Here is a 23,785-nt window from a genome sequence, read left to right as displayed (position 1 = left end):
GGCATTACTCAGGTGTGATGGTATCACGGACTTGGGATGCGGTGGCGTGAAGCAGGGGAGATTTCAATGAAATGAAACAGAGCTTAACAGTTCGATACGAAAATCGAGTTTCGGGCAGTAGGTGCGATCGAATATCTTAAATTTTTTAGTGTAGATGAAGGTGGATGGACGGTGATGTGCGATCGAACATTTTGCCCTATTTTCTAAGAACAGGCAAGATGCCTGTTCCACAAAGAGTGAATTTTCTGCTTGTGGGGAGTAGGGGTTGGGCTTCTTGCCCGCCCGGACATGAACAGGCAAGATGCCTGTTCCACAACAGATAAATTTTCTGCTTGTGGGGAGTAGGGGTTGGGCATCTTGCCCGCCCGGACATGAACAAGCTTCCCTAGCCTGTTCCACAACAGATAAATTTTCTGCTTGTGGGGTGTAGGGGTTGGGCATCTTGCCCGCCCGGAATAGGTTAGAACCAGTCCAATAAGTTACATTAAAGTTACTTGCAGTTATATCTAAAATTCTTATGCTCGGTAATTTTCAACAAAGCAACCTGCGGATTGAGCTTGAAGCTTCCGAAACAGCGATTAGAGACAGCTTGTTGCGTCCAACTCAATTGCAGCAGTGGCTGTGGCCGCAGCAGTTGTCTAGCGGTTTGCCGGAAGAATTTGCTCAAGGTTTGACCTTTACAAGTTGGCTGGGCCCCGTGGCAGTTCAGCATCACGTTGATATTGTTGAGCACAATTGTCTGCGGCTGTTATTGAGTCAGGGAATTGACGGATTTCACGAGTGGTATTGGGGCGATGGTTGGGTGCAGTCTCGGTTGGAGGGAGTGTCGCTGCTGCCACTGAATTTGGGGCAAACGGCTAGTTTACTCCGGCTGCGGGAGTTTGTAGCCGGGAAGGGTAAGCGGAAGTAGATAAATGACTCTCCAAAATCATCAGAACAAAGTCTGGTAGTCCTGGATAGCAACGAAAAATTCTTAATCATTTTAGGAATAAAGAAGCGTTGTAATCATGGATAAAATACCAGAATGCACCCACATGATTGGAGCTCTTTATAGATAGATGAGAACAAAGTCTTTCTTATCAAACGAGATATCCTTTGCTGAAGGGTGTTATTGAATCTTTCGATATCAGAAGTTTTGCCAGTATCTTTCCCCAGAGATTTGTGTCGCTGGGGAAGATTTTTTTTTGAACCTCCCCAAAAATCTGTATAATAGACGGCACATTGTCTGTAAACTGCTGGGAGGGAATCCCAAAAACCTTGAGCACCCATTTCAACTCGGCTTCCTATATACACCCCTAGAATTTTTTTAGTTAAGGCATCAATTGGCAGCTCTTTCCACTGCTTGTTACCCTGATGCTCTACGAAAGACTACATTTCATCACGTTGGATCGTTAGCTTGCCTGGTTTTTTTGACTTTACTTGAACTTTCCGGGGGACTGATGCTAATTGTTGAAACACACATAGTATTGGAACCAGCGGGGGGACACCCTCGTGACTTTGACAATCGCGACTCAAGATATTTTTTCTAATAAAAGCTGATCTCTCAATTTTTTTGTTTCTTCTGAAATTGGTTAATGTCTCAGGTTTTGAAAAAACTGCCTGTGACAATATATACATTTAAAGTTTTGCTTAGCGCTGGGGGTGGGACAATTTTTAACGATGTTTGGATAACAGAAACGGTGACAATTCATGGAGTTGAGAATTAACAAGGCTTAGGTACGTCGCATCATAACTCCTTACCCTTACTCTGCCAGACCACCTGAAAGCCACTTCGCTGCCGAAAAATTAAGATTGTGTTATAAAAACATAATTTGTTCCTTTCTAAAGCGCTATTCTCGACACAACGAACCCGGTGCGTTTTGAGTTAGCTTTAATTTTTACAAGAAAAATAAATATGCTCTCCATTCCAGGCATTGCCATCCAGAAGCTGCTTTACGAAAGTGCCAACTCTCTGGTGTACCGGGCGATTCGGGAAGCGGATCGCCAACCGCTCATCCTCAAACTGCTCAAAGAAAGCTACCCCACACCTCAAGAATTGCTACGCTACCGCACCGAATACCGCATCACGCGGGAGCTGAAAGAGGCGGGAGTCGTGCAAGTTTATGAATTGCAAAAATACCAAAACAGCCTCGTGATTTTTGTGGAGGACTTTGGCGGGGAATCCTTGAAAATATGGATGCACCAGCGAAAGTTTAGCCTCAAGGAATTTCTGCAAATTGCGATCGCCACCACTGAAACTTTAGGGCAAATTCACAGCGCAAATATTATCCACAAAGATATTAACCCTTCTAATATAGTATTCAATCCAGCGACCGGACAGCTCAAAATTATCGACTTTGGCATTTCCACTCAGCTAACGCGAGAAATGCCAACCCTGAAAAATCCCAACGTTTTAGAAGGAACCCTCGCTTACATCTCGCCGGAACAAACTGGTAGGATGAATCGCTCTATCGATTACCGCACTGACTTTTACTCGCTCGGCGTCACCTTCTACGAATTGCTGACAGGAAAACTGCCTTTTGAGACAGAAGACGCTTTAGAGCTAGTTCACTGCCACATTGCCAGACAACCAGTTCCCCCGCACGAAATCAAGCCAGAAATTCCCCTAATTGTCTCGCAAATTGTCAGTAAATTGATGGCTAAAAATGCGGAAAATCGCTATCAAACTGCATTGGGTATTAAGCAGGATTTAGAAATGTGTCTGGTTCAACTACAAGAAACCGATAGCATAAAAGAATTTGACTTGGGAACGATGGATCTTACAGACCATTTCCTGATTCCCGAAAAGTTATACGGCAGAGAAACAGAAGTTTTTAATCTATTAGCGGCATTTGAAAGAGTTCGTAATGCTAGTGCCGAAATGATGCTAGTAGCTGGTTTTTCTGGGATTGGTAAAACCGCAGTAGTGAATGAAGTGCATAAGCCGATAGCCCGACAGGCTGGCTATTTTATCAAAGGCAAATACGACCAATTTCAACGCAATATTCCCTTTAGTGCATTTGTGCAAGCATTTCGGGAATTGATGGGACAATTATTATCAGAAAGTGACGCTCAGTTACACAGATGGAAAACCATGATTCTCACCGCAGTAGGCGAGAGTGGTCAAGTCTTGATTGACGTAATTCCTGAATTAGAACACATCATTGGCCCTCAAAGTCCTGCACTAGAATTGTCGGGGAGTGCGGCCCAAAATCGCTTCAATCTGCTGATGCAGAAATTTGTGCAAGTATTTACCCAAGCAGAACATCCCTTAGTGATGTTTCTGGACGATTTGCAGTGGGCAGATTCAGCATCGCTGAAATTGCTACAAGTGTTAATGCAGGATACAGGGCATCTGTTAGTATTGGGTGCTTATCGAGATAATGAGGTATCACCGGCTCATCCGTTTATGTTGACTGTGGATGAGATTGTGAAGTCTGGGGCAGTGGTGAATACGATTACCCTGCAACCGTTGAGTTTAGCATATCTAAATCAGTTGGTAGCAGATACGCTGATTTGCGATTTATCCTTGGCCGGGCCCTTGACAGAATTGGTTTATCAAAAAACCCAAGGTAATCCCTTTTTCTCGACTCAATTCCTCAAGGCGTTGCATGAAGATGGTCAAATTATTTTTAACCCCCCTCAATCCCCCACCCCCCTTTCATCCCCCCTTACCAAGGGGGGACAGAGGGGGGTACAAGGGGGGTGGCAGTGCGATATTAATCAAGTTAAATTTGCCGACGCCTCGGATGTGGTGGATTTTATGGCGGCGCAATTGCAAAAGTTGCCGAAAGAAACTCAGGATGTTCTCAAACTTGCCTCGTGCATTGGGGCGCAGTTTGATTTAGATACATTGGCAGTAGTCAGCGAAGAATTACCAGAACAAACGGAATCAGCGCTGTGGAAAGCCTTGCAAGAAGGACTCATTTTAGTGATTTCAGAAGGCTATAACTTCATTAAATCCGAGGCTCAATCCCCCAATCAGTCTGTTGCTAATCCCACTTATAAGTTCCTGCACGATCGCGTCCAGCAAGCGGCTTATTCATTGATTCCCGACGGCCAAAAACAAGCGACTCATCTGAAAATAGGACAGTTACTCCTACAAAGTTCTTCCGAGATAGAAACAGAAGAAAAAATATTTGATCTTGTGGGGCATTTAAATCAAGGAATTGAGTTAATCCATCAATTAAGTGAACGCTCAGCCTTAGCCCAACTCAACTTAGAAGCTGGACGTAAGGCTAGAAATTCTACCGCCTACGCTGCAGCAAATATATATCTACAAACGGGAATTGATCTACTGACACCTCAATGCTGGCAAACTCAATATGAATTGGCGCTAAATCTTTATGTTGCGGCTGCGGAAATTGCCTATTTGAATGGTGACTTTGATGGTATGGAACAGATGGCAGCACTTGTTTTGCAAGAAGCTCAGACGATTTTAGATCGAGTTAAAATTTACGAAATTAAAATTGCCGCTCAGACAGCGCAGAGCAAGGTGTTAGAAACGATCGCCGTAGCAAGAGACGCACTCTTACAATTGGGGATTGAACTCCCTGCCGAACCCGATCAAGCCAAGATTGGCAAAGCGCTACAAGCCCTTGCTGGCCAAATAAGCGGCAGAAAGATTGAGGAATTGGTTGATCTACCTGTGATGACAAATCCACAGACTCAGGCAGCTATGCAACTGTCTGGTATGTTGTTTCCACCCATTTTCCAGGGAATGCCCGGTTTGCTGCCCCTGCTGAGCTCAACGATGGTGAGTTTATCGCTTCAATTTGGGAATGCGCCTGCATCGACGGTGGGTTATGCGATGCACGGGATGGTGTTGTGTGCCTTTTTACAAGAGGTGGAAACGGGCTATGGCTTTGGGCAATTGGCACTCTCATTGCTCGATAGGTTCAATGTGCCCGAACTCAAGTCCACAGTTCTACTTTTGTTTGGTGGCTGGATTCAGCATCATCAAGAATCTCTTTTGGCAACGATACCGACGCTGAAAGATGGCTATAGGTTTGGTATGGAAACAGGCGACTTTGTAGACGCTGGCTACAACATATATATTTATTTTTATACGCATTTATTCGCTGGGGTAGAACTAGACACTTGGGAACCAGAAATAGCAGGTTACAGGGCTGTTATGGCGCAGTTGAAACAATATTCTGCTCAGATTTATTTGGATATGATTCAGCAGACGGTGCAGAACTTGAGGGAAACCCGTATTCGGCCGGATTTGTTAATAGGCTCTGCCTACGATGAAACGGTGATGATTCCCAAGCACTATCAGGATAATGAATTCACGGCGATCGCTGGTGCCTGCATCTACAAACTGCTGCTTGCTTACTGCTATGGCAATTACACGGCTGCCCTAGACCACATTACCCAAGTCAAACAGTATTTGATGGGAGTATCTGGATCGGCTTTTGTTCCAATTTTTCATTTTTATGCCGCCCTGACGCACCTGGCACTTTTTCGGGCACAGCCAGAAACCCAGCAAACTGAAATTATTGCCTTAGTGGAAACCCATCAAAGCACGCTGCAAAAGTGGGCGCAAAATGCTCCGATGAATTATCTGCATAAATGGTATTTAGTGGAAGCAGAACGGCAACGGGTGTTGGGCAATAAAGCCGAGGCGATTGAAATGTACGATCGCGCAATTTCAGGAGCCAAAGAAAACAAATATGTTAATGACGAAGCCCTGGCCAACGAACTAGCAGCCAAATTCTACGGGGAATGGGGCAAAACAAAAGTTGCTCAACCCTACATATTTGAGGCGTATTATTGTTATGTTGAATGGGGAGCCACTGCTAAGGTAACGGATTTAGAAACGCGATATCCCCACTTATTCACGGTAACTCAACCGGGAAGGAAAAACACTCAAACTACCGTAGCAATGACAACGACTGGTTCGGGTAATCACCTAGATATCACCGCAGTCATGAAGGCTTCTCAGGCGATTTCTGGAGAAATTATGCTAGATAAGCTACTGTCTAGCTTGATGAAAATTTTGATGGAAAATGCAGGGGCGCAACGAGGCTATCTGATTTTGTTAAGCGAGGGACAACTGTTCATTGAAGCTGAAGGGAAAATCGATGACGAACTCGTCACCGTGTTGCAGTCAATCCCCGTTGGAACCTGTCAAGAACTTTCCTCTGCAATTGTCAATTATGTGAGTCGCACTCAAGAAAGCGTGGTACTAGATGATGCTGCGCGATCGGGACAATTTACTAACGACCGCCACATCCGAAAGCATCAGCCCAAATCAATTTTATGTGTGCCGCTGATTAACCAATCTCAAATCATTAGTATTGTTTACTTAGAAAATAATCTGACAGCGGGAGCTTTTACCCCTGAAAGAGTGGAACTATTAAAAGTGTTATCGGGACAGGCGGCGATCTCGATTCAAAATTCTAAGCTTTATACAGAAGTACGCGAAAATGAAAGCAGGCTGGCTCAACTCAACAAAGCTTACGAGCGATTTGTTCCCCATCAATTCCTCCAATTTTTAGATAAATCAAGCATCATTGATGTGGAATTGGGCGACCAAGTGCAGTTAGAAATGTCGGTGTTGTTTTCCGACATTCGCGACTTCACCACGCTTTCGGAAACTATGACGCCGGAGGATAATTTCAAATTTATCAATTCCTATCTCAGTCGCATGGAACCCGTTATTAATGAAAATAAGGGGTTTATTGATAAATATATTGGCGATGCGATTATGGCGCTGTTTAGCGGCGAGGCGGATAATGCGGTGAAAGCGGGAATTGCTATGCTGCACCGTCTCGTTGAATACAATCAATACTGCACGGACTTGGGCTGTGCCCGGATTCAGATTGGGATTGGGATTAATACGGGTTCTTTGATGCTGGGAACTGTGGGAGGACCAAATCGCATGGACGGGACGGTAATCAGCGATGCGGTGAATTTAGCTTCTCGCGTAGAAAGTTTGACTAAAAATTATGGGGTGGCGCTATTAATTACCCAGCCAACTTATGCGCGCCTGAAAAATCCATCCCAGTATGCAATCCGCACTATCGATACGGTAAAAGTCAAGGGAAAATCCGAAGCTGTGACGATTTATGAGGTGTTTGATGCTGACCCGCTAGCAATTAAAGATGGCAAGTTAGCTAGGCTGGAATTGTTTGCAGAAGCTAGGGCACTTTACTTGGGAGGGAAGTTATTTGAAGCGGCGCGGCTTTTTGAAGAGTGTTGGCGTCAGAATCAGGGCGATCGCGTTGCTAAAATGTACTGGGAACGCTGTGAGTCTGCATTGTTGACTCGCACAAAAATCAAAGACCGGCTACACAATTTACATTAAACGGTTGCTATACGTGAAAATCACAGCAAAAGGGCGATCGACTGTTGAGGCATCCTACAAATTAGGCGATCGCGATCGGGTAAGCTGTCGCGCATTTAAACTGTATATTCAGGGCGGGCGGGACGCCCACCCCACAAGACTTTAAATTTTTTTGACATACAATTTAAAGGCAGAACAGCTTAGGTATGTTGTTGCGCTTTAGCGCTAAAGCGCAACAACATACGAAGTCTAAAAAGTTACTGCCTGAACTATACTGCTGGCAGTGACTCCTTTCAAGACAGCTAAATATTCCCCTGTTACCTGATACTGAATTATAGTATCGCTAACAAAAGCGCCCGTCCCTTGATAAATATTTAACTGGCTAAAAGCAAGGGGGCTAATTAAATCAATTTTATCTTGATTGAGGGTAAAATCAGTAATCACATCGGCGGCGGCTAAGTCTGTTCCACCAGTATCGATCGCGATCGCAAACACATCAAAACCCAATCCGCCTGTGAGAGTGTCGGCACCCATTTCTCCAAATAAGTAGTCATTGCCCCCGTCGCCAAACAATATATCGTCGCCATCGCCTCCGTAAATGCGATCGTTTTCCTTACCTGCGTAAATCAAGTCAGTACCGCCGTCACCCTGAATAAATTCACTCCCTTGGCCGCCAAAAATAATGTCATTGCCATCACCGCCCCTGATGCCGTCATCCCCTTTTTGTCCGTAAAGCAAGTCATCTCCTGCTTTGCCATGAAGATAGTCATTGCCGGGGCGTGCGTGGATCATGTCGTTTAATGCCGATCCTGTGAGGCGATCGTCCTTCTGTGTCAAACCGATTACTGACTTTTTCAACAAGGTTGTGACATCGCCTAAGTTATCGTTATCGCTGATATTGACTGTGAGAGGGGCGACGAGATTATTATACAATGTGTCATTGCTGGTAGTGGCGTGGCTAATTGGGCTTAGATGATCGCCCTCAACAACCGCATCGTCAACCGCAGTCACCGTTACCGTTTGAGCGACATTCCAATTGGCGGGAGTAAAAGTAAGGGCAGGTAGGCTGACAGTAACTTGAGTTTCAGGGGTAATGGCGACGGTGACATTAGCAGTTGGCTGAGTATTTAGTCGCACTTTGTATATATCGCTGCCCAAGCTTTCGAGTACGTCGGTACTGCCAAGTGGTTCAAGGAAAATGACAGCGGGAGTACCTGGAGTTGGCGTTGGAGTCGGAGTTGTTGTCGGAGTCGGTGTTGTTGTCGGAGTCGGTGTTGTTGTCGGAGTCGGAGTTGGCGTTGGAGTCGGAGTTGTTGTCGGAGTCGGAGTTGTTGTCGGAGTCGGTGTTGTTGTCGGAGTCGGTGTTGTTGTCGGAGTCGGTGTTGTTGTCGGAGTCGGTGTTGTTGTCGGAGTCGGAGTTGTTGTCGGAGTCGGAGTTGTTGTCGGAGTCGGAGTTGTTGTCGGAGTCGGAGTTGTTGTCGGAGTCGGTGTTGTTGTCGGAGTCGGAGTTGTTGTCGGAGTCGGTGTTGGCGTGAAAGTCGGTGTTGGCGTGAAAGTCGGTGTTGGCGTGGGAGTCGGTGTTGGCGTTGGCGTGGGAGTTGGCGTTGGCGTGGGAGTTGGCGTTGGCGTGGGAGTTGGCGTTGGCGTGGGAGTTGGCGTTGGCGTGGGAGTCGGTGTTGGCGTTGGCGTGGGAGTCGGAGTTGGCGTGGGAGTCGGAGTTGGCGTGGGAGTCGGAGTTGGCGTGGGAGTCGGAGTCGGCGTCGGCGTGGGAGTCGGCGTCGGCGTGGGAGTCGGTGTTGGCGTGGGAGTCGGTGTTGGCGTGGGAATCGGTGTTGGCGTGGGAATGTTAACAGTAAAACTGCCTAAATTGCTACCTACAAATTGATTGCCAAAAGTATCTTTTACTTGCGATGCTTGCAAATTAACAGCGTAACTGCCATTATCTGTATCATCCCAACTTCCCCCAGGCGGAGTCAGCGAATAAGTTGCCGTGCGAGCTGTGCCGTTACTATTAGTATCGACGCTGACAAACGCAGCAGGAATAGCACCAGCAGACCAATTTACTACCAGGTCAGAATTATCTAAACTGCTAACATCAACTCCACTACTATCACTGAAAGTAACTGTCAATATTTGACTTGTACCACCCGCTATAGTAATGTTAGAAACGGAACTCAAGCTAGCAGGAGGTGCGGTGATATTAGCAGTACGACTCAGTTGAGTTGCAGCGGTATTGTTATTACTCGCAGTATCAGTAGCTTTAGCCTCCGGTACATCAACTGTGACATTACCATCACCATTCGGAGTAACGGTAAAATTATAAGTCGTGCCGCTACCTGTAAAACTGCTAACCGTACCATTAGTAACATTAACGCCGCTCGAACTAAATCCTGTCACATTTTCGCTGAAAGTTGCTGTGACTAAAAATGGTGCGTTGACTGTTGTTGCTGAAGTTGATGTTAAGGCAACTGTTGGCGGAGTAATATCAGCAGTACGAACCAGTTGAGTGGCAGCGATATTATTATTACCCGCAGTATCATTCGCTTTATTCGCAAGTACATCAACGGTGACATTACCATCAGCGGTGGGAGTGACATCAAAGGTGTAGGTTGTGGCATTAACTGGGACAAAGTTACCGACAATCGCATTGGCGACGGTAATATCAGTATTATCAAACCCAGTGACATTTTCACTGAAGGTTGCTGTGACGGTAAATGCGGCGTTGACTGTGCTGGCTGAAGTTGAGCTTAAGGTAACATTAGGTGCGGTAATATTAGCAGTACGAACCAGTTGAGTGGCAGCGATATTATTATTACCCGCAGTATCAGTGGCTTTAGCCGCAAGTACATCAACGGTGACATTACCATCAGCATTCGGGGTGACATCAAAGGTGTAGGTTGTGGCATTAACTGGGATAAAGTTACCGACAATCGCATTGGTGACGGTAATATCAGTAGCATCAAACCCAGCGACATTTTCACTGAATGTTGCTGTGACGCTAAATAAACCATTTACTGTTGTTGCTGATGCGGGTGTTAAGGCAACTGTTGGTGCAATGCCATCAATAACTATTGCTTTGGAAGCACCCAAAGAATTGAGTACACCCGGAGTTACTAAAGTTAAGATGGCATCACCATTGGTCGCATTCTTAATAGTACCCCCGCTTAGGGATAAAGCAGTTGTGGAAACATAGTCTAAGTCTGGGCTGATATCGCCGGAGGCTACTGCATACCGGAATGTCAAGGTGTTGCTGCCGCTGCCTGAAAGATAGCTGGCGAAAGGAGTTACACCCGCTAAGCTAAGTTGTGGCGTGCCTGTGACATTGACTATTTGAGAGAATTGAACGGTGATATCAATGGCTGTACCAATACCGTAAGTCCCGTCTGGTGTGGTGCCACTAACACTGGTAACAGTGGGAACGGGATTAATTGCAATATCGGCAGTTTCAGTAGCGATACTGAAAACACTGGATGTAGTGTTATTTGCTAGGTCTGTGGTGTAGTCGGCTACACCGCCGTTAGTGCCGGTAATTTGATCCCAGGCGGCAAAGGTAAGGGCGTTGGTGAGAGTGCCGTTATAACCTGCATTAGGAACAAATCGAAGGCTGGTGTTGGCATTACTAGCTAATAGTAAGGCGTTAGCGGGAGAAACGGCTGGGGCGTTATTCCAGATAGTGCCGTCGGTGGTGTATTGCCAAGTGCCGTTAGTGGTGTCGAGGTTGGTGATGGCAATACCTTGTAAGGCGCTGGCGTTGGGATCGGTGATTTTTGTACCGCCGAGGTTGGCGATGATGGTGCTAATTAATGTACCTGTGCTGGCGCTGTCGTCTTGGTTTTGGGCGTTGAGGGTAGGGATGCCGGTGTTATCGAGGATGGGGGAGTCGTTGACTAAGACAGTGACTGTGGTGGGAGTGGAAACTACGCCGTCAGTGGCGGTGTATTGGAAGGTGTCTATACCGTTGAATCCGGCGTTGGGGGTGTAGTATATGCTACGTCCTTTGTCAAGGGCGATCGCATTAACGTTGATATTCATCCCGGTACCAGGGTTGAAGGTAGTATCCACACTGCCGTCGGCATTTAATCGGGCGATACTGCTGCGACTTGTGCCATTGACGGTGTTGAAAGTGCCGCCGACTACTGGTTTGTTACTGCTGTCTAGGGCAATCGCATTGACTGCGCCAGTCAGAACGGGGTTGAAGGTGGTATCCAGGGTGCCGTCGGTATTCAATCGGGCAATGCGGCTGCGACTTGTACCATTGACTGTCGAGAAACTCCCACCGACAAGTGGTTTGCCACTGCCATCTAGGGCGATCGCATTGACGGTGATATTCATCCCGGTACCGGGGTCGAAGGTGGTATCCAGGATGCCCTCGGTATTCAATCGGGCAATCCGGTTGATAGGAGTGCTGTTGACCGTGGTGAAATTGCCCCCGACTACTGGTTTGCCACTGCTGTCTAGGGCAATCGCGTTGACGTTGTTATTAATCCGCGTACCGGGGTCGAAGGTGGTATCCAAGGTGCCGTCGCTATTCAAGCGGGCAATGTAATTGCGAGATGTACCATTGACACGGGTGAAACCGCCGCCGACTACTGGTTTGCCACTGCTGTCTAGGGCGATCGCATTGACATTGCTATCCATCCCGGTACTGGGGTTGAAGGTATTATCCAGAGTGCCGTCGGTATTCAATCGGGCAATCCGGTTGCGAGGTATAGCATTGATGAGGGTGAAATCGCCACCGACTAAGGGTTGGTCACTGCTGTCTAGGGCAATCGCATAGACAGCATTATTCATTAGTGGGTTGTTGAAGGTGGTATCCAGGCTACCGTCGGTATTCAATCGGGCAATGTAATTGCGACCTGTGCCATTGACTGTGGTGAACAAGCCACCGAATATGGGTTTGCCACTACTGTCTATGGCGATCGCATTGACAGTATTATTCATCCCGGTACTGGGGTTGAATGTAGTATCCAGAGTACCGTTGCTATTCAATCTAGCAATGCGGTTGCGAGTTGTGCCGTTGACGGTGGTGAAATCGCCACCTGCATAAATCCAGTCGTTGATGGTGGCGGTGCCGTTAGTGGGGGCGGTGGTGATACCCTGCACTGAGAGTCGGGTGATACCTGCGTCGTTGGCGAGGCTATCTATGCTAATTTGGGGCGAGCCGACGGAGATGGCTTTGCTGTCGGGGCTAGCGGCTGCTAGGATGTGACTGTAGGCTAAAGCCTTAATGGGTGTAGCTTCGATCGAGCCGATTTGTACTTCCAGTTCCCAGTCTCCTCCCAGTGCCGCATTGCCGATGGGATTGGCAGAGGCGGCGATGTCAGCACCAGTTAATTCACTCAGGCGTTGGAGGAATTGGTTAGGTTTTGTAGGTTTTGTAGGACTATTTTCAACTGGGCGGTTAAAACCGCTACTACACAAACTAAACCCGCCTGCGTCGGTTGAAATTCCATAGTCCGCGTAGGCGGACTTTGTTTGTATAGCCGCGAATTCTATTCGCCGGGGCTGATTAAAAGCCGCGACATTACACCCGTAGAGGAGAATATCGGCACCGGGAATTAATGCTTTGCGCCAGTGTTGGAGTTGAGGGGCGAAGCTTTCTATGTTGCTGCTGTTGAGTGTATTTGCACCGAGTTGTACTGCACCAGGACTGCCGTGAGAGATGATGTGGATTGCTTCTATATTTTGTTCAATTGCTAACCTTTCGGTGATTTGCTCAATGCCATCCCGCGTTTCATCTAGGATAATTACTTCAGCATTTTGGGAAACGCCACTAATTAAACTCTGATAATCTTCAACATTTGAGTCAATAAAAACTAGAGTTGAAACCAACTTTTGGTGTATCATTTGCATCCTATTTAATTTTCAATTTTTTGATTTCCCATTCAAATAGGACTGATGGAATCACTAGCATCTGATTGCTAGGGATTCCATCAGTCTTTGCGATTGCTTCGCTTCGTTCGCAATGATATTGTTAGTATTTATGCACTTACTACTATGTCATTACCAGGAACAAAGCAAATTTCTGTCGCGAGTCAAGAAGCAACCGCCATCACCTTTATACCTTACCAAGGACTCCCAATCATTGTAAATGCCGACCAATAATAAGGATGGGAGAGGTTTTCATTACCTAGTTTAGCTAATTCTGGTGGCAATTCTAACTCCTTATTTAAATTTGACAAAATTAAACGGCCATTTTCAATGCGAACTTGACCTTTAATCATAGCAATTTGAGCCTGCCGTAAGGCTTCAGCTTTAATCGGCGCGACCTTCAAGTGATGGTAAAATTCAGCCATTAACCCTAAAGTACCTTCATCGCTGACGTACCAAAGACTCGCCAAAACTGACTTCACCCCCGCTTGCACAGCTAGCCCCGCAAAGCCTAATTCGACGCCTTCATCACCCACAGCAGTTTTACAAGCGCTCAACACCAATAGTTCAACTTTAGGCGGCTGATTCCACCCTAGTTCGCGCACGCGATCGAGTGTTAGCCTGGTGTCTGATAACTGAATGTAAGAATTGCTCGGTACTCCTGACTTAAACTCTCCGTGAGTGGCGAGGTGAATAATTCGATAGGCTTGGGCGCGGCGTTGCGACCTCAGATTATTGAGAGTAAAGGTTTGATTAAGAAAAGATTCGCCTTTCCATTCGGAGGCAATAGCGTTAAGTTCTGCGGGCACTGCTAGCAAGGGTTGGTTATTGGTAAATTGCGAGGCTCCCATTGCTAAAACTTCAGCATTTTTAACGCTTTCATAATTGGTATCGGTCAAGTTGACACTGGGAATGAGTCCGATGCTGTATTTTTCTACTAGAAATTGGAAACCGTCATGGAGGGCGGCTAAGGGGAGTGTTCGCAACCCCGCATCCATACTAAAAACTAGCGTATCGATGCCCTGAGCTTTCAACTCAGCTTCCAAGGGGGCAATCATCCACTGGTAAAGTTGTTGGGATGCTGGCAAATAGCTGTCAGTATTAATGTTTCTGGGATTAAGGAGTTCAGACCTGAAGTTGGCGGCGACTTGCATCAAAGTTTCGCGCCGGGCGGCGGGGATGGCTTTATGAATGGGGAGGCCAGTAGGGGGGACGATGATCAGGTCTAATTGTTCAGGGCGGGATAAGACGTAGATAATGGCTGTTTTTTTACCAGTTTGGCTGGCGATCCCTCTAATTCTTTCCTGTATGGCCGTAAAAGATTGTAAATCGCCCCTGATTTCCTGGTTAATGTATGACCCCACTTGTTGGCTATAGAAGATATCCATAAACAAAGTGGCTTGAGAGATATCGCCTCTATCGATTAGCCCTGTGATATCGCTGGGGCTAACTATATTTAGAGGCGATGCCGTTTGGACAACTTCGCTTACCCAATCGGATCTGTAGTTAAAAAGAGATTCAATTCTATTAATGATATTCAGGTTGTCAGATTGAGCGATCGTATTGGTAATTGAGATATCCGGTAGTGGTGTTAGAGATGGTTCCGGCGTTGGTGTGGGTGGTTCCGGCGTTGGTGTGGGTGGTTCCGGCGTTGGTGTTGGTGGTTCCGGCGTTGGTGTTGGTGGTTCCGGCGTTGGAGATAGCGCGGAAGTAACGATCGCAATATTGCCCTGAGTGTAAGTGCTAGGTGGCACCGGCACCGCAAACTGTGGCGAAATTGTCTGGGAACCTGATGTAATGGCTCCCGCCGTCCCATTCGTTGTCGAATCGCCGACAATAAAAGGTGTAGTCGTGCTCCCCGCGTGGCGAATAGTAATCGCGCCGCCACCCGTGCCATTAGCGCTGGAAATGCTCGCATTTACACCGTTACTATCTGTAAAAGTGCCGCTGACTGTGAACAAATTGCCGGCCGTGAGGTCAATACTGCCGCCAGTAGACTGAAGAGTGCCTGTAACGGCGATGTCGCTACCAGCTTTGAGAGTAATATTACCCCCAGAAGTGGCGATCGCATCCAGCGCAATGTCCCCTGCTGATTCCAAAATCACAGGCCCGCCTACTGTCGAAATCGCTCCCACTCCGATGCTATTGCCCGAAGCAACACCCGGTGAAGCAAAAAATGTCTCCCCTTCGGTGACATTCGGCGGCAAATTGGCAGCATTCGCCAGAGTCGAAACCCCCGATCGCAGAATTAAAGCTGCACTACCTGAAAGCACCGCCGCATCTGGATCGGCGGAACCTGACAAAGTAGTATCTGGCCCATTGATGGTAATATCTCCCGCCGCGATCGCGCCTTTTGCTTCTACCTTAAGTGAGGTTCCAGTATAATCCCCAAATCTCACATCTCCCTCGGAGCTAATAATCGGGTCGTACAAACTCAGAAAACTGCCGCCGTTGCCAGACAATGTGAGAATAGAAAAATTACCACGCGCAGCGAAGTGAGCATCACCCGAAACATTGCCATTGCTCAATAATGTGATATCCCCTGCGGATTGGAATGCAGGGTTAGGGTAATTTAGCGCGAAGATATCAATATTTTGATTACCTTGTATAGTAAGATTGCCACCTGCGATCGCCCTGAAAGGATAACTGCCATCCCTCACCCGCACCGTATCTCCTGCCAACAGAAACAAATTGTTCTCAGTAAGTAGCTGGCTTTCTACCAAAGTGAGATTACGTGCAGCCGAGAGTGTAGCATTCTGACTATTAACACTAGAACTAGCGATCGCCACATCCCCGCTTTCCACCCTCAAACCCGCCGTCAAAACCACTTCTCCTGCACCGTTAACGGAGATACCAGTAGCAGAGTTCCCACCTGCGCCCGCAAGCAATTGCGGAAGAGACAAAGGCAGAGATAATAGCCCATTCTGTGCCAACAATCCCCCGTCAACAACCCCAATTTCTAAACTTAATAAATGTCCTTCTTGACTAATACGAACAGCATTTTTACCGGGTACAGCAGCGACAGTAATATTACCTTGGGGAGCATTGAGGGAACCAGTGCTGACGACAGTACCGCCGATTAAAGTTATACTTTGTCCCGGCACAACAGCTAAATTACCTGCATTGAGGATACTTCCCGGTTGGCTGAGATTAAAGTAAAAAGTGTTCGGAGTTCCTATCAGCTTACTGTAATCATTCGCTCCAGCCACATTGAATAAACCGGAATCAAAACCGATGTTAGTAGCAGTAGTAGCTGTAAAACCCGCCGGAAGATTCAAGCTAGCATTAGGGCCAAAGATAATGCCCGAAGGATTTATTAAAAACAGGTTGGAATTGCCGCCACTTACTTGAATTAAACCATTAATAATAGAAGGATTTCCGCCTACTACCCGACCCAGAATGTTGCGAATAGCGGGATTAGAGATAAAATTAGCAATCTGCCCTTCGCTAAGCCCAAACTGTTGAAAACTGTGGAAAAGATTCGCTCCATCTCTAGAAGTTTGGCCGCCTGTAATATTCAAGCGATCGCCGTCGGGCGTGACAGTAGTGCCAGTGTCATTGGGTGCAGGAACAATGGGTTGTGCTTGTACCACCGCTGTACTGACAATAGTGGCTGCGCTCGCTAGCATTGCAGCACCCTGTATAGAAAAGAAGGCTAGTTTCATTCGCTTTGAGCTGGCAGAGCACGTATCGGACAATTATAACTTTAAGCTATTGGCGGCTCAGTGCGGTCAACTGCGGCGTAGACTTAGCGATTAAGAACCTCGTCACCATCAGGGCGGTTGCTATAGCTAAAACCCAAATTCTGCACCCTCAAATATCACGATCGGTTTTTACTTATTCTTAGCCAGCAATAAAGCTATAATTTATAGTTTTATACCGTATATTGACTGATAAAAAACGTTTTAAAGCCATAATTTATTAGTTTAAAAATAGAGTTTTCTGCGTAATTATGCTGTGTCACAGCCCAGGCTGCGTAATGTGGGCTGAAAATCAAAGCAAAAGTACGATCGACTGTTGGTGCACCATACAAATTAGGCGATCGCGATCGGGGCTACCACAAAGTATTTGCAGGCTGTTACCGGACAAACTAAACATTTGTTACAAAAAGAATTTTTTTTCCTTTCTAACGCGCTATTGTATACAGAAAGCTGGTGCGTTTTGAGTTAGCTTTAATTTTTACCAAAAAAATCAATATGCTCTCTATTCCAGGCGTTGCCATTGTGGCGGTTCTTTACGAAAGTGTCAACTCTCTGGTTTACCGGGCGATTCGGGAAGCAGATAAAGGGCCGATTATCCTCAAACTTCTCAAAGAAAACTACCCCACACCTCAAGAATTGGTGCGCTACCGCACCGAATACCGCATCACCCAAGAGCTAAAAGAGCCGGGAGTCATACAAGTTTATGACTTGCAAAAATACCAAAATAGCCTCGTGATGTTTGTGGAGGACTTTGGCGGCGAATCCTTGACAATTTGGATGCAGCAGCCCTCCTTTACTCTAGAGGAATTTTTGCAAATTGCGATCGCCACCACGGAAGCATTAGGGCAAATTCACAGAGCCAATATTATCCACAAAGATATTAACCCCTCGAATATTGTTTACAACCCGGAAACCAAACAATTAAAAATTATTGACTTTGGCATTTCCACCCAGCTAACCAGAGAAACACCGATACTGAAAAACCCCAACGTTATTGAAGGCACCCTCGCTTACATCTCGCCGGAACAAACTGGCAGGATGAATCGCACTCTCGATTACCGTACTGACTTTTACTCGCTTGGCGTCACCTTCTACGAATTGCTGACAGGAAAACTGCCTTTTGAGACAGACGATGCTTTAGAGCTAGTTCACTGCCACATTGCTAGACAGCCAGTTCCGCCGCACGAAATTGAGCCAGAAATTTCCCTAATTGTCTCGCAAATTGTCAGTAAACTGATGGCGAAAAATGCGGAAAACCGCTATCAAACTGCATTAGGATTGAAGCAGGATTTAGAAACTTGTCTGTTTCAATTACAAGCAACGGCTAACATTGAGCAGTTTGCCTTGGGAACGCGGGATATTACCGACCGTTTCCTAATTTCCGAAAAGTTATACGGTAGGGAAACTGAAATTTCTCATCTATTAGCCGCCTTTGAACGAGTTAGTACAGGGAGCGCCGAAATGATGCTGGTGGCTGGCTTCTCTGGTATTGGTAAAACCGCAGTAGTGAACGAAGTCCCTAAGCCGATCGCCCGAGTTAGGGGCTATTTTATTAAAGGCAAATACGACCAATTCCAGCGAAATATTCCCTTCAGTGCATTTGTGCAAGCATTTCGGGAATTGATGGGACAGTTATTATCAGAATCCGATGCTCAGTTACAAACCTGGAAAACCCAGATTCTGATCGCAGTAGGCGAGAGCGGGCAAGTCTTGATTGAGGTGATTCCTGAGTTAGAACGCATCATTGGCGCTCAACCGGCTGTACTAGAACTGTCGGGGAGTGCAGCACAAAATCGCTTTAATCTGCTGATGCAGAAATTTGTGCAAGTATTTACCCAAGCCGAACATCCCTTAGTGATATTTTTGGACGATTTGCAGTGGGTGGACTCGGCATCTCTGAAGTTGCTACAAGTATTGATGGAGGATACGGGGCATCTGTTAGTATTGGGTGCTTATCGAGATAATGAGGTGTCCGCTGCTCATCCATTTATGCTGACGGTGGATGAGATTGTTAAGTCTGGCGCAGTGGTGAACACTATGACGCTGCAACCGTTGAGTTTAGGAGATATTAATCAGTTAGTGGCAGATACGCTGATTTGCGATTTATCCTTAGCCGGGCCCTTGACAGAATTGGTTTATCAAAAAACCAAAGGTAATCCCTTTTTCTCGACTCAATTCCTCAAGGCGTTGCATGAAGATGGTCAAATTATTTTTGACCCCCCTGTGTCCCCCCTTACTAAGGGGGGAAGTAAAAGGGGGTGGCAATACGATATTGCTCAAGTTACATTTGCCCACGCCTCGGATGTGGTGGAGTTGATGGCAGCGCAATTGCAGAAGTTGCCCAAAGAAACTCAGGATGTTCTCAAGTTGGCGGCTTGCATTGGGGCGCAATTTGATTTAGAGACATTGGCAATAGTCAACGAAGAACTACCCGAACAAACGGCATCAGCGCTGTGGAATGCCTTGCAAGAAGGACTTATTTTAGTGATTTCCGAAGGCTATAACTTCATTCAAGCAGATACTCAATCCCCTCCTGGGTCTGTTGCTAATCCAACTTATAAGTTCCTGCACGATCGCGTTCAGCAAGCGGCTTATTCATTGATTCCCAACGACCAAAAACAAGCCACTCATCTCAAAATTGGGCAGTTACTGCTACAAAAATCCTCGGATATTGAAAAAGAAGAAAAACTCTTTGATATTGTGGGGCATTTTAATCAAGCAATTGAGTTAATCAATCAATTAAGCGAACGAGAAGCCTTAGCCAAACTCAACTTAGAAGCCGGAGGTAAGGCAAGAAGTTCTACCGCCTACGCTGCGGCAATGGTCTATCTGCAAACAGGAATTGAGCTACTGACAGTCAACTGCTGGCAAAGTCAGTATGAATTGACCCTGAATCTCTATGTTGCTGCCGCCGAAGCTGCCTATTTGAATGCTGATATTGATGGCATGGAACAGATGGCAGCACAGGTATTGCAGAATGCTCAGACGATTTTAGAAAAAGTTAAAATTTACGAAATTTCAATCGCCGCCCAGACAGGCCTGGGCAAGCTGTTGGAGGCGATCGCAGTCGGCAGAAATGCACTCTTACAACTGGGGGTTGAACTCCCCACTGAACCCAACGAAGCCTTGATTGGCAAAGCGCTACAAACTCTTGCCCGCCAACTTCAGAGCCGAAGAATTGATGAACTGGCGGATATGCCTTTGATGACAAATCTCCAGACTCAAGCAGCCATGCAACTGTTAAGAATGTTACCGGCACCGATTTTCATGGGAATGCCCGGTTTGCTGCCCCTACTTAGCTCCACGATGGTTAGTTTATCGATCTCCTTTGGGAATGCACCCGCATCAAGCGTGGGGTATGCAATTCATGGGATGGCATTGTGTGGTTTTTTGGGAGAGGTAGAAACAGGCTATGGCTTTGGTCGATTGGCACTAAGCTTGCTGGAGGGGTTCACTTCACGGGAATTCAATTCCATCATTCTGATGATTTTTGGGGCTTTGATACAGCATCATCAGGAAGCTATGAGAGCCGCGATATTAACGCTGAAAGATGGCTATACGGTTGGGATGGAAATTGGCGATTTTGGTAACGCTGGCTACAGCATAATCAATTACTTTCACACCAACTTTTGGGGTGGAGTAGAACTAGAGACTTGGGAACCAGAACTAGCAGATTACAGCACTGCCTTGGCTCTGGTGAAGCAGTATTCTGCTCAGGATTCTTTGGATATGACACGGCAGACGGTGCAGAACTTGACTGAAGCCGTTAGTCAACCGGATTGCTTAATGGGAACTGTCTACGATGAAACAGTGATGCTTCCTAAGCACCATCAGGATAATGAACTCTCGGCGATCGCTCTTGTCTACATTTACAAACTGCTGCTTGCCTACTTAGGCGGCAATTATCCGGCTGCCTTAAACCATATTTGCCAAGTCAAGCCGTATTTGATGGCATTATCGGGATTGGTTGTTGTTCCCGCTTTCCATTTTTATGCAGCCCTAACACACTTGGCGCTATTTCCCACACAGCCAGAAACCGAGCAAGCTGAAATTATTACTCAGGCCAAAGCCCATCAAACGACTCTGCAACAGTGGGCGCAAAATGCTCCCATGAATCATTTGCATAAATGGTATTTGGTTGAGGCCGAAAAACATCGCGTTTTGGGTAATAAAGTTGAGGCGATTGAAATGTACGAGCGCGCCATTTCTGGAGCCAAAGAAAATAAATTCCTCAACGAAGAAGCATTAGCTAATGAACTAGCAGCCAAATTTTACCTAGAATGGGATAAAGAAAAATTTGCCCAACTCTACATGATTGAGGCGTATTATTGTTATATTCAATGGGGAGCCACTGCTAAGGTAACGGATTTAGAAACGCGATATCCACAGTTATTAAAACCAATACAACGGAAAAATAAAACCACTAAAACTACGGCAAAAGTGACGACAACAGGTTCGTCGGAATCTAACTTAGATATCACCACAGTCATGAAAGCCACGAGTGCGATTTCCGGCGAAATCTTACTAGATAACCTACTGTCCAGCTTGATAAAAATTTTGATGGAAAGTGCAGGGGCGCAAAGAGGATATCTGATTTTGTCCAGCCAGGAAAAGCTGTTAATTGAAGCTGAAGGGACAATAAATTCCCAACAAGTCACCGTGTTGCAGTCAATCCCGGTTGAAAATTGTCAAGAACTTTCCTCCGCAATTGTTAACTATGTGGCCCGCACTCAAGAAAGCGTGGTACTAGATAATGCTTGCCGAGAGGGACAATTTACCAACGACCCCTACATCCACAAAAATCAGCCCAAATCAATTTTATGCGTGCCGCTGATTAACCAAGCTCAAATCGTCAGTATTGTTTACCTAGAAAACAATCTGACAGCCGGAGCTTTTACCCCAGAAAGAGTGGAACTATTAAAAGTGTTATCTGGACAGGCGGCGATCTCGATCCAAAATTCTAAACTCTATACAGAAGTACGCGAAAGCGAGAACAGACTCGCTCAATTTTTAGAAGCAATTCCAGTGGGGGTGTCAGTGCTGGATGCTTCTGGCAAACCTTACTATAGTAATCGCGCAGCTATTCAATTAGTAGGTAAAGGAGTTATTTGTAAGGGCACCAGCGAACAAATATCCGAGGTTTATCAAGTGTATAAAGCTGGTACAGATCAGGAATATTCCTCTGCTGAATTGCCAATTGTGCGAGCGCTGAGGGGCGAAAGTGCCACCGCTGAGGATATGGAAATTCACCAAGGTAATAAGATTATTCCGATAGAGGCTTGGGCTACTCCCATCTATGATGAAAATGACAATATTTCTTATGCAATTGTAGCCTTTCAAGATATCACAGATCGCAAAAAAGCCGAAACAGAGCAGATCAGGTTCACCAATGAACTTTTTCAACTCAACAAAGCTTACGAGCGCTTCGTCCCCAATCAGTTCCTCCATTTTTTAGAGAGACCAAGCATTGTAGATGTCGAGTTGGGCGACCAAGTGCAGTTAGAAATGTCGGTGCTATTTTCTGATATTCGCGACTTCACCACGCTTTCGGAAAGTATGACTCCGGAGGATAATTTTCAGTTCATTAATGCTTATTTATCTCGGATGGAATCAGCGATTATTGAAAATCATGGCTTTATTGATAAATATATTGGTGATGCGATTATGGCGCTATTTAGCGGTAATGCTGATAATGCAGTAAACGCCAGTATTGCCATGCTGCATCAACTTCAAGTATACAATCAAGAGCGGGTTGATTCTGGTTATGCCCCGATTAAGATTGGCATTGGCATTAATACTGGGAATTTAATGTTAGGCACGGTGGGCGGGCAAAATCGCATGGATACGACGGTAATTAGTGATGCAGTGAATTTAGCTTCTCGTGTGGAAGGATTAACAAAAAATTATGGTGTTGCTTTACTGATTACACAGCAGACTTTTAATAAGTTAGCTAATCCTAGCAACTATGCTATTCGCATGATTGCTCAAATTAGTGTGAAGGGAAAAGTAGACTTATCTACAATTTATGAAGTCTTTGAGGCAGATATTCCTGAAACAAAGCGAGGAAAATTAGCAACAAAAGATTTATTTAATCAAGCTTTGAGCTTATATCGGCAACAGAAATTTATCGAAGCCACAGCATTATTTGCTCAATGTTTAGAGCTCTGCCCTTCGGATCAAGTTGCTCAAATTTATTGGGATTGGTGTGAACAAAAAACTATCAGTTTAAACATCGAACTCTTAGAGAGAAGTTTAGCATTAATAAAACCTCACTCTGATGAATTTGTAAGTAACTTTTATGAAATACTTTTTAATGAGTCTTCTCAGATTAAAGCTCTTTTTATGAATACAAGAATGGCACAGCAAAAAGAAAAGCTTTGGCAAAGCTTAGAAATCATTATTGAAAATTTACGGAAACCTAAGTTAATTAATGTTTTTGCTAAAGGATTAGGTGCAACTCATGCCAAATATGGCGTTTCAGTAGAACATTTTCCTGTTGTGGCCAATGCACTCATTCAATCCCTGAAAGCGCAGATGGGTTTAGAGTGGACACCTGAAACTGAGAAAGCTTGGGTAGAGGCTTATACAATTATTCAGTCAGCTATGATTGATGGCATGGGAGTTATGTGACCTTTATGAGGTGTTTGATGCTGACCCGCCAGAAATCAAAGCGGGCAAGTTAGCTACGCTGGAATTGTTTGCAGAAGCGAGGGCAATTTACTGGGAAAGGAAGTTAGCTGAGGCGGCCCGGCTGTTTGCCGAGTGTTGGCGTCAGAATCCGGGCGATGCCGTCGCTAAAATTTATTGGGAACGCTGTCAGTCTACTTTAAGAAATCGCACAAAAATCAAAGACAGGCCACACAATTTAGATTAATCATAAAAGTCCAAAGCTCGATCGCTACATGAAAAACTAAACATTTGTTACAAAAAAAAATTACCTTTC

At 45.8% G+C, this 23,785-nt stretch carries 8 protein-coding genes and 1 pseudogene; 5 read left to right on the top strand and 4 right to left on the bottom strand.

The features are described 5' to 3' along the window. Positions 1–63 precede the first annotated feature (63 nt). Positions 64–441 carry a hypothetical protein gene (locus QUB04_RS09370; RefSeq protein ID WP_333283566.1) on the bottom strand — a complete coding sequence of 126 codons (378 nt, stop codon included), beginning with the start codon at positions 439–441 and terminating at the stop codon, positions 64–66. 76 nt (positions 442–517) lie between these two features. Between QUB04_RS09370 and QUB04_RS09365 the strand changes: the two genes are divergently transcribed. Then, positions 518–910 (top strand): hypothetical protein, encoded by a 393-nt coding sequence (locus tag QUB04_RS09365; protein ID WP_333165791.1) that lies wholly within the window; start codon positions 518–520, stop codon positions 908–910. A gap of 67 nt (positions 911–977) precedes the next feature. Here QUB04_RS09365 and QUB04_RS09360 read toward each other — a convergent pair. Continuing rightward, positions 978–1,691 (bottom strand): annotated as a pseudogene (locus QUB04_RS09360) (IS1 family transposase). Positions 1,692–1,894: 203 nt separating this feature from the next. On the opposite strand from QUB04_RS09360, the gene QUB04_RS09355 reads away from it, so the two are divergent. Both QUB04_RS09355 and QUB04_RS09350 read left to right on the top strand, forming a co-directional pair. Next, a complete protein-coding gene (locus QUB04_RS09355) occupies positions 1,895–7,291 on the top strand; it encodes an AAA family ATPase (RefSeq protein ID WP_333283564.1) in 5,397 nt (1,798 codons plus the stop codon). Between the two features lie 13 nt (positions 7,292–7,304). Next, entirely contained in the window at positions 7,305–7,436 is a 132-nt protein-coding gene (locus QUB04_RS09350; RefSeq protein ID WP_333283561.1) for a hypothetical protein, read from the top strand. Between the two features lie 83 nt (positions 7,437–7,519). On the opposite strand, the gene QUB04_RS09345 is transcribed toward QUB04_RS09350, so the two are convergent. Both QUB04_RS09345 and QUB04_RS09340 read right to left on the bottom strand, forming a co-directional pair. Then, positions 7,520–13,117: a DUF4347 domain-containing protein gene (locus QUB04_RS09345; RefSeq protein WP_333283559.1), complete on the bottom strand. Its 5,598-nt coding sequence runs from the start codon at positions 13,115–13,117 to the stop codon at positions 7,520–7,522. 218 nt (positions 13,118–13,335) lie between these two features. After that, complete coding sequence (locus tag QUB04_RS09340) at positions 13,336–16,770, bottom strand: CHAT domain-containing protein (protein WP_445301043.1); 3,435 nt, start codon at positions 16,768–16,770, stop codon at positions 13,336–13,338. Positions 16,771–17,337: 567 nt separating this feature from the next. Here QUB04_RS09340 and QUB04_RS09335 point away from each other — a divergent pair. Both QUB04_RS09335 and QUB04_RS09330 read left to right on the top strand, forming a co-directional pair. Beyond that, on the top strand, positions 17,338–23,472 hold the full coding sequence (locus tag QUB04_RS09335) for an AAA family ATPase (protein WP_333283555.1): 6,135 nt from the start codon (positions 17,338–17,340) through the stop codon (positions 23,470–23,472). Next, the gene (locus QUB04_RS09330) at positions 23,453–23,716 is read left to right on the top strand and encodes a hypothetical protein (RefSeq protein WP_333283553.1); all 264 of its coding nucleotides are present in this window, start codon (positions 23,453–23,455) and stop codon (positions 23,714–23,716) included. Before QUB04_RS09335 ends, QUB04_RS09330 begins: the two co-directional genes overlap by 20 nt. Positions 23,717–23,785: the final 69 nt, after the last annotated feature.

It is taken from the genome of Microcoleus sp. D2_18a_B4 (assembly GCF_036702475.1).
Taxonomy (GTDB): Bacteria; Cyanobacteriota; Cyanobacteriia; order Cyanobacteriales; family Microcoleaceae; genus Microcoleus.
The sequence above is the reverse complement of the archived record's forward strand: the minus strand, read 5'-3'. Positions and strand labels throughout refer to the sequence as shown.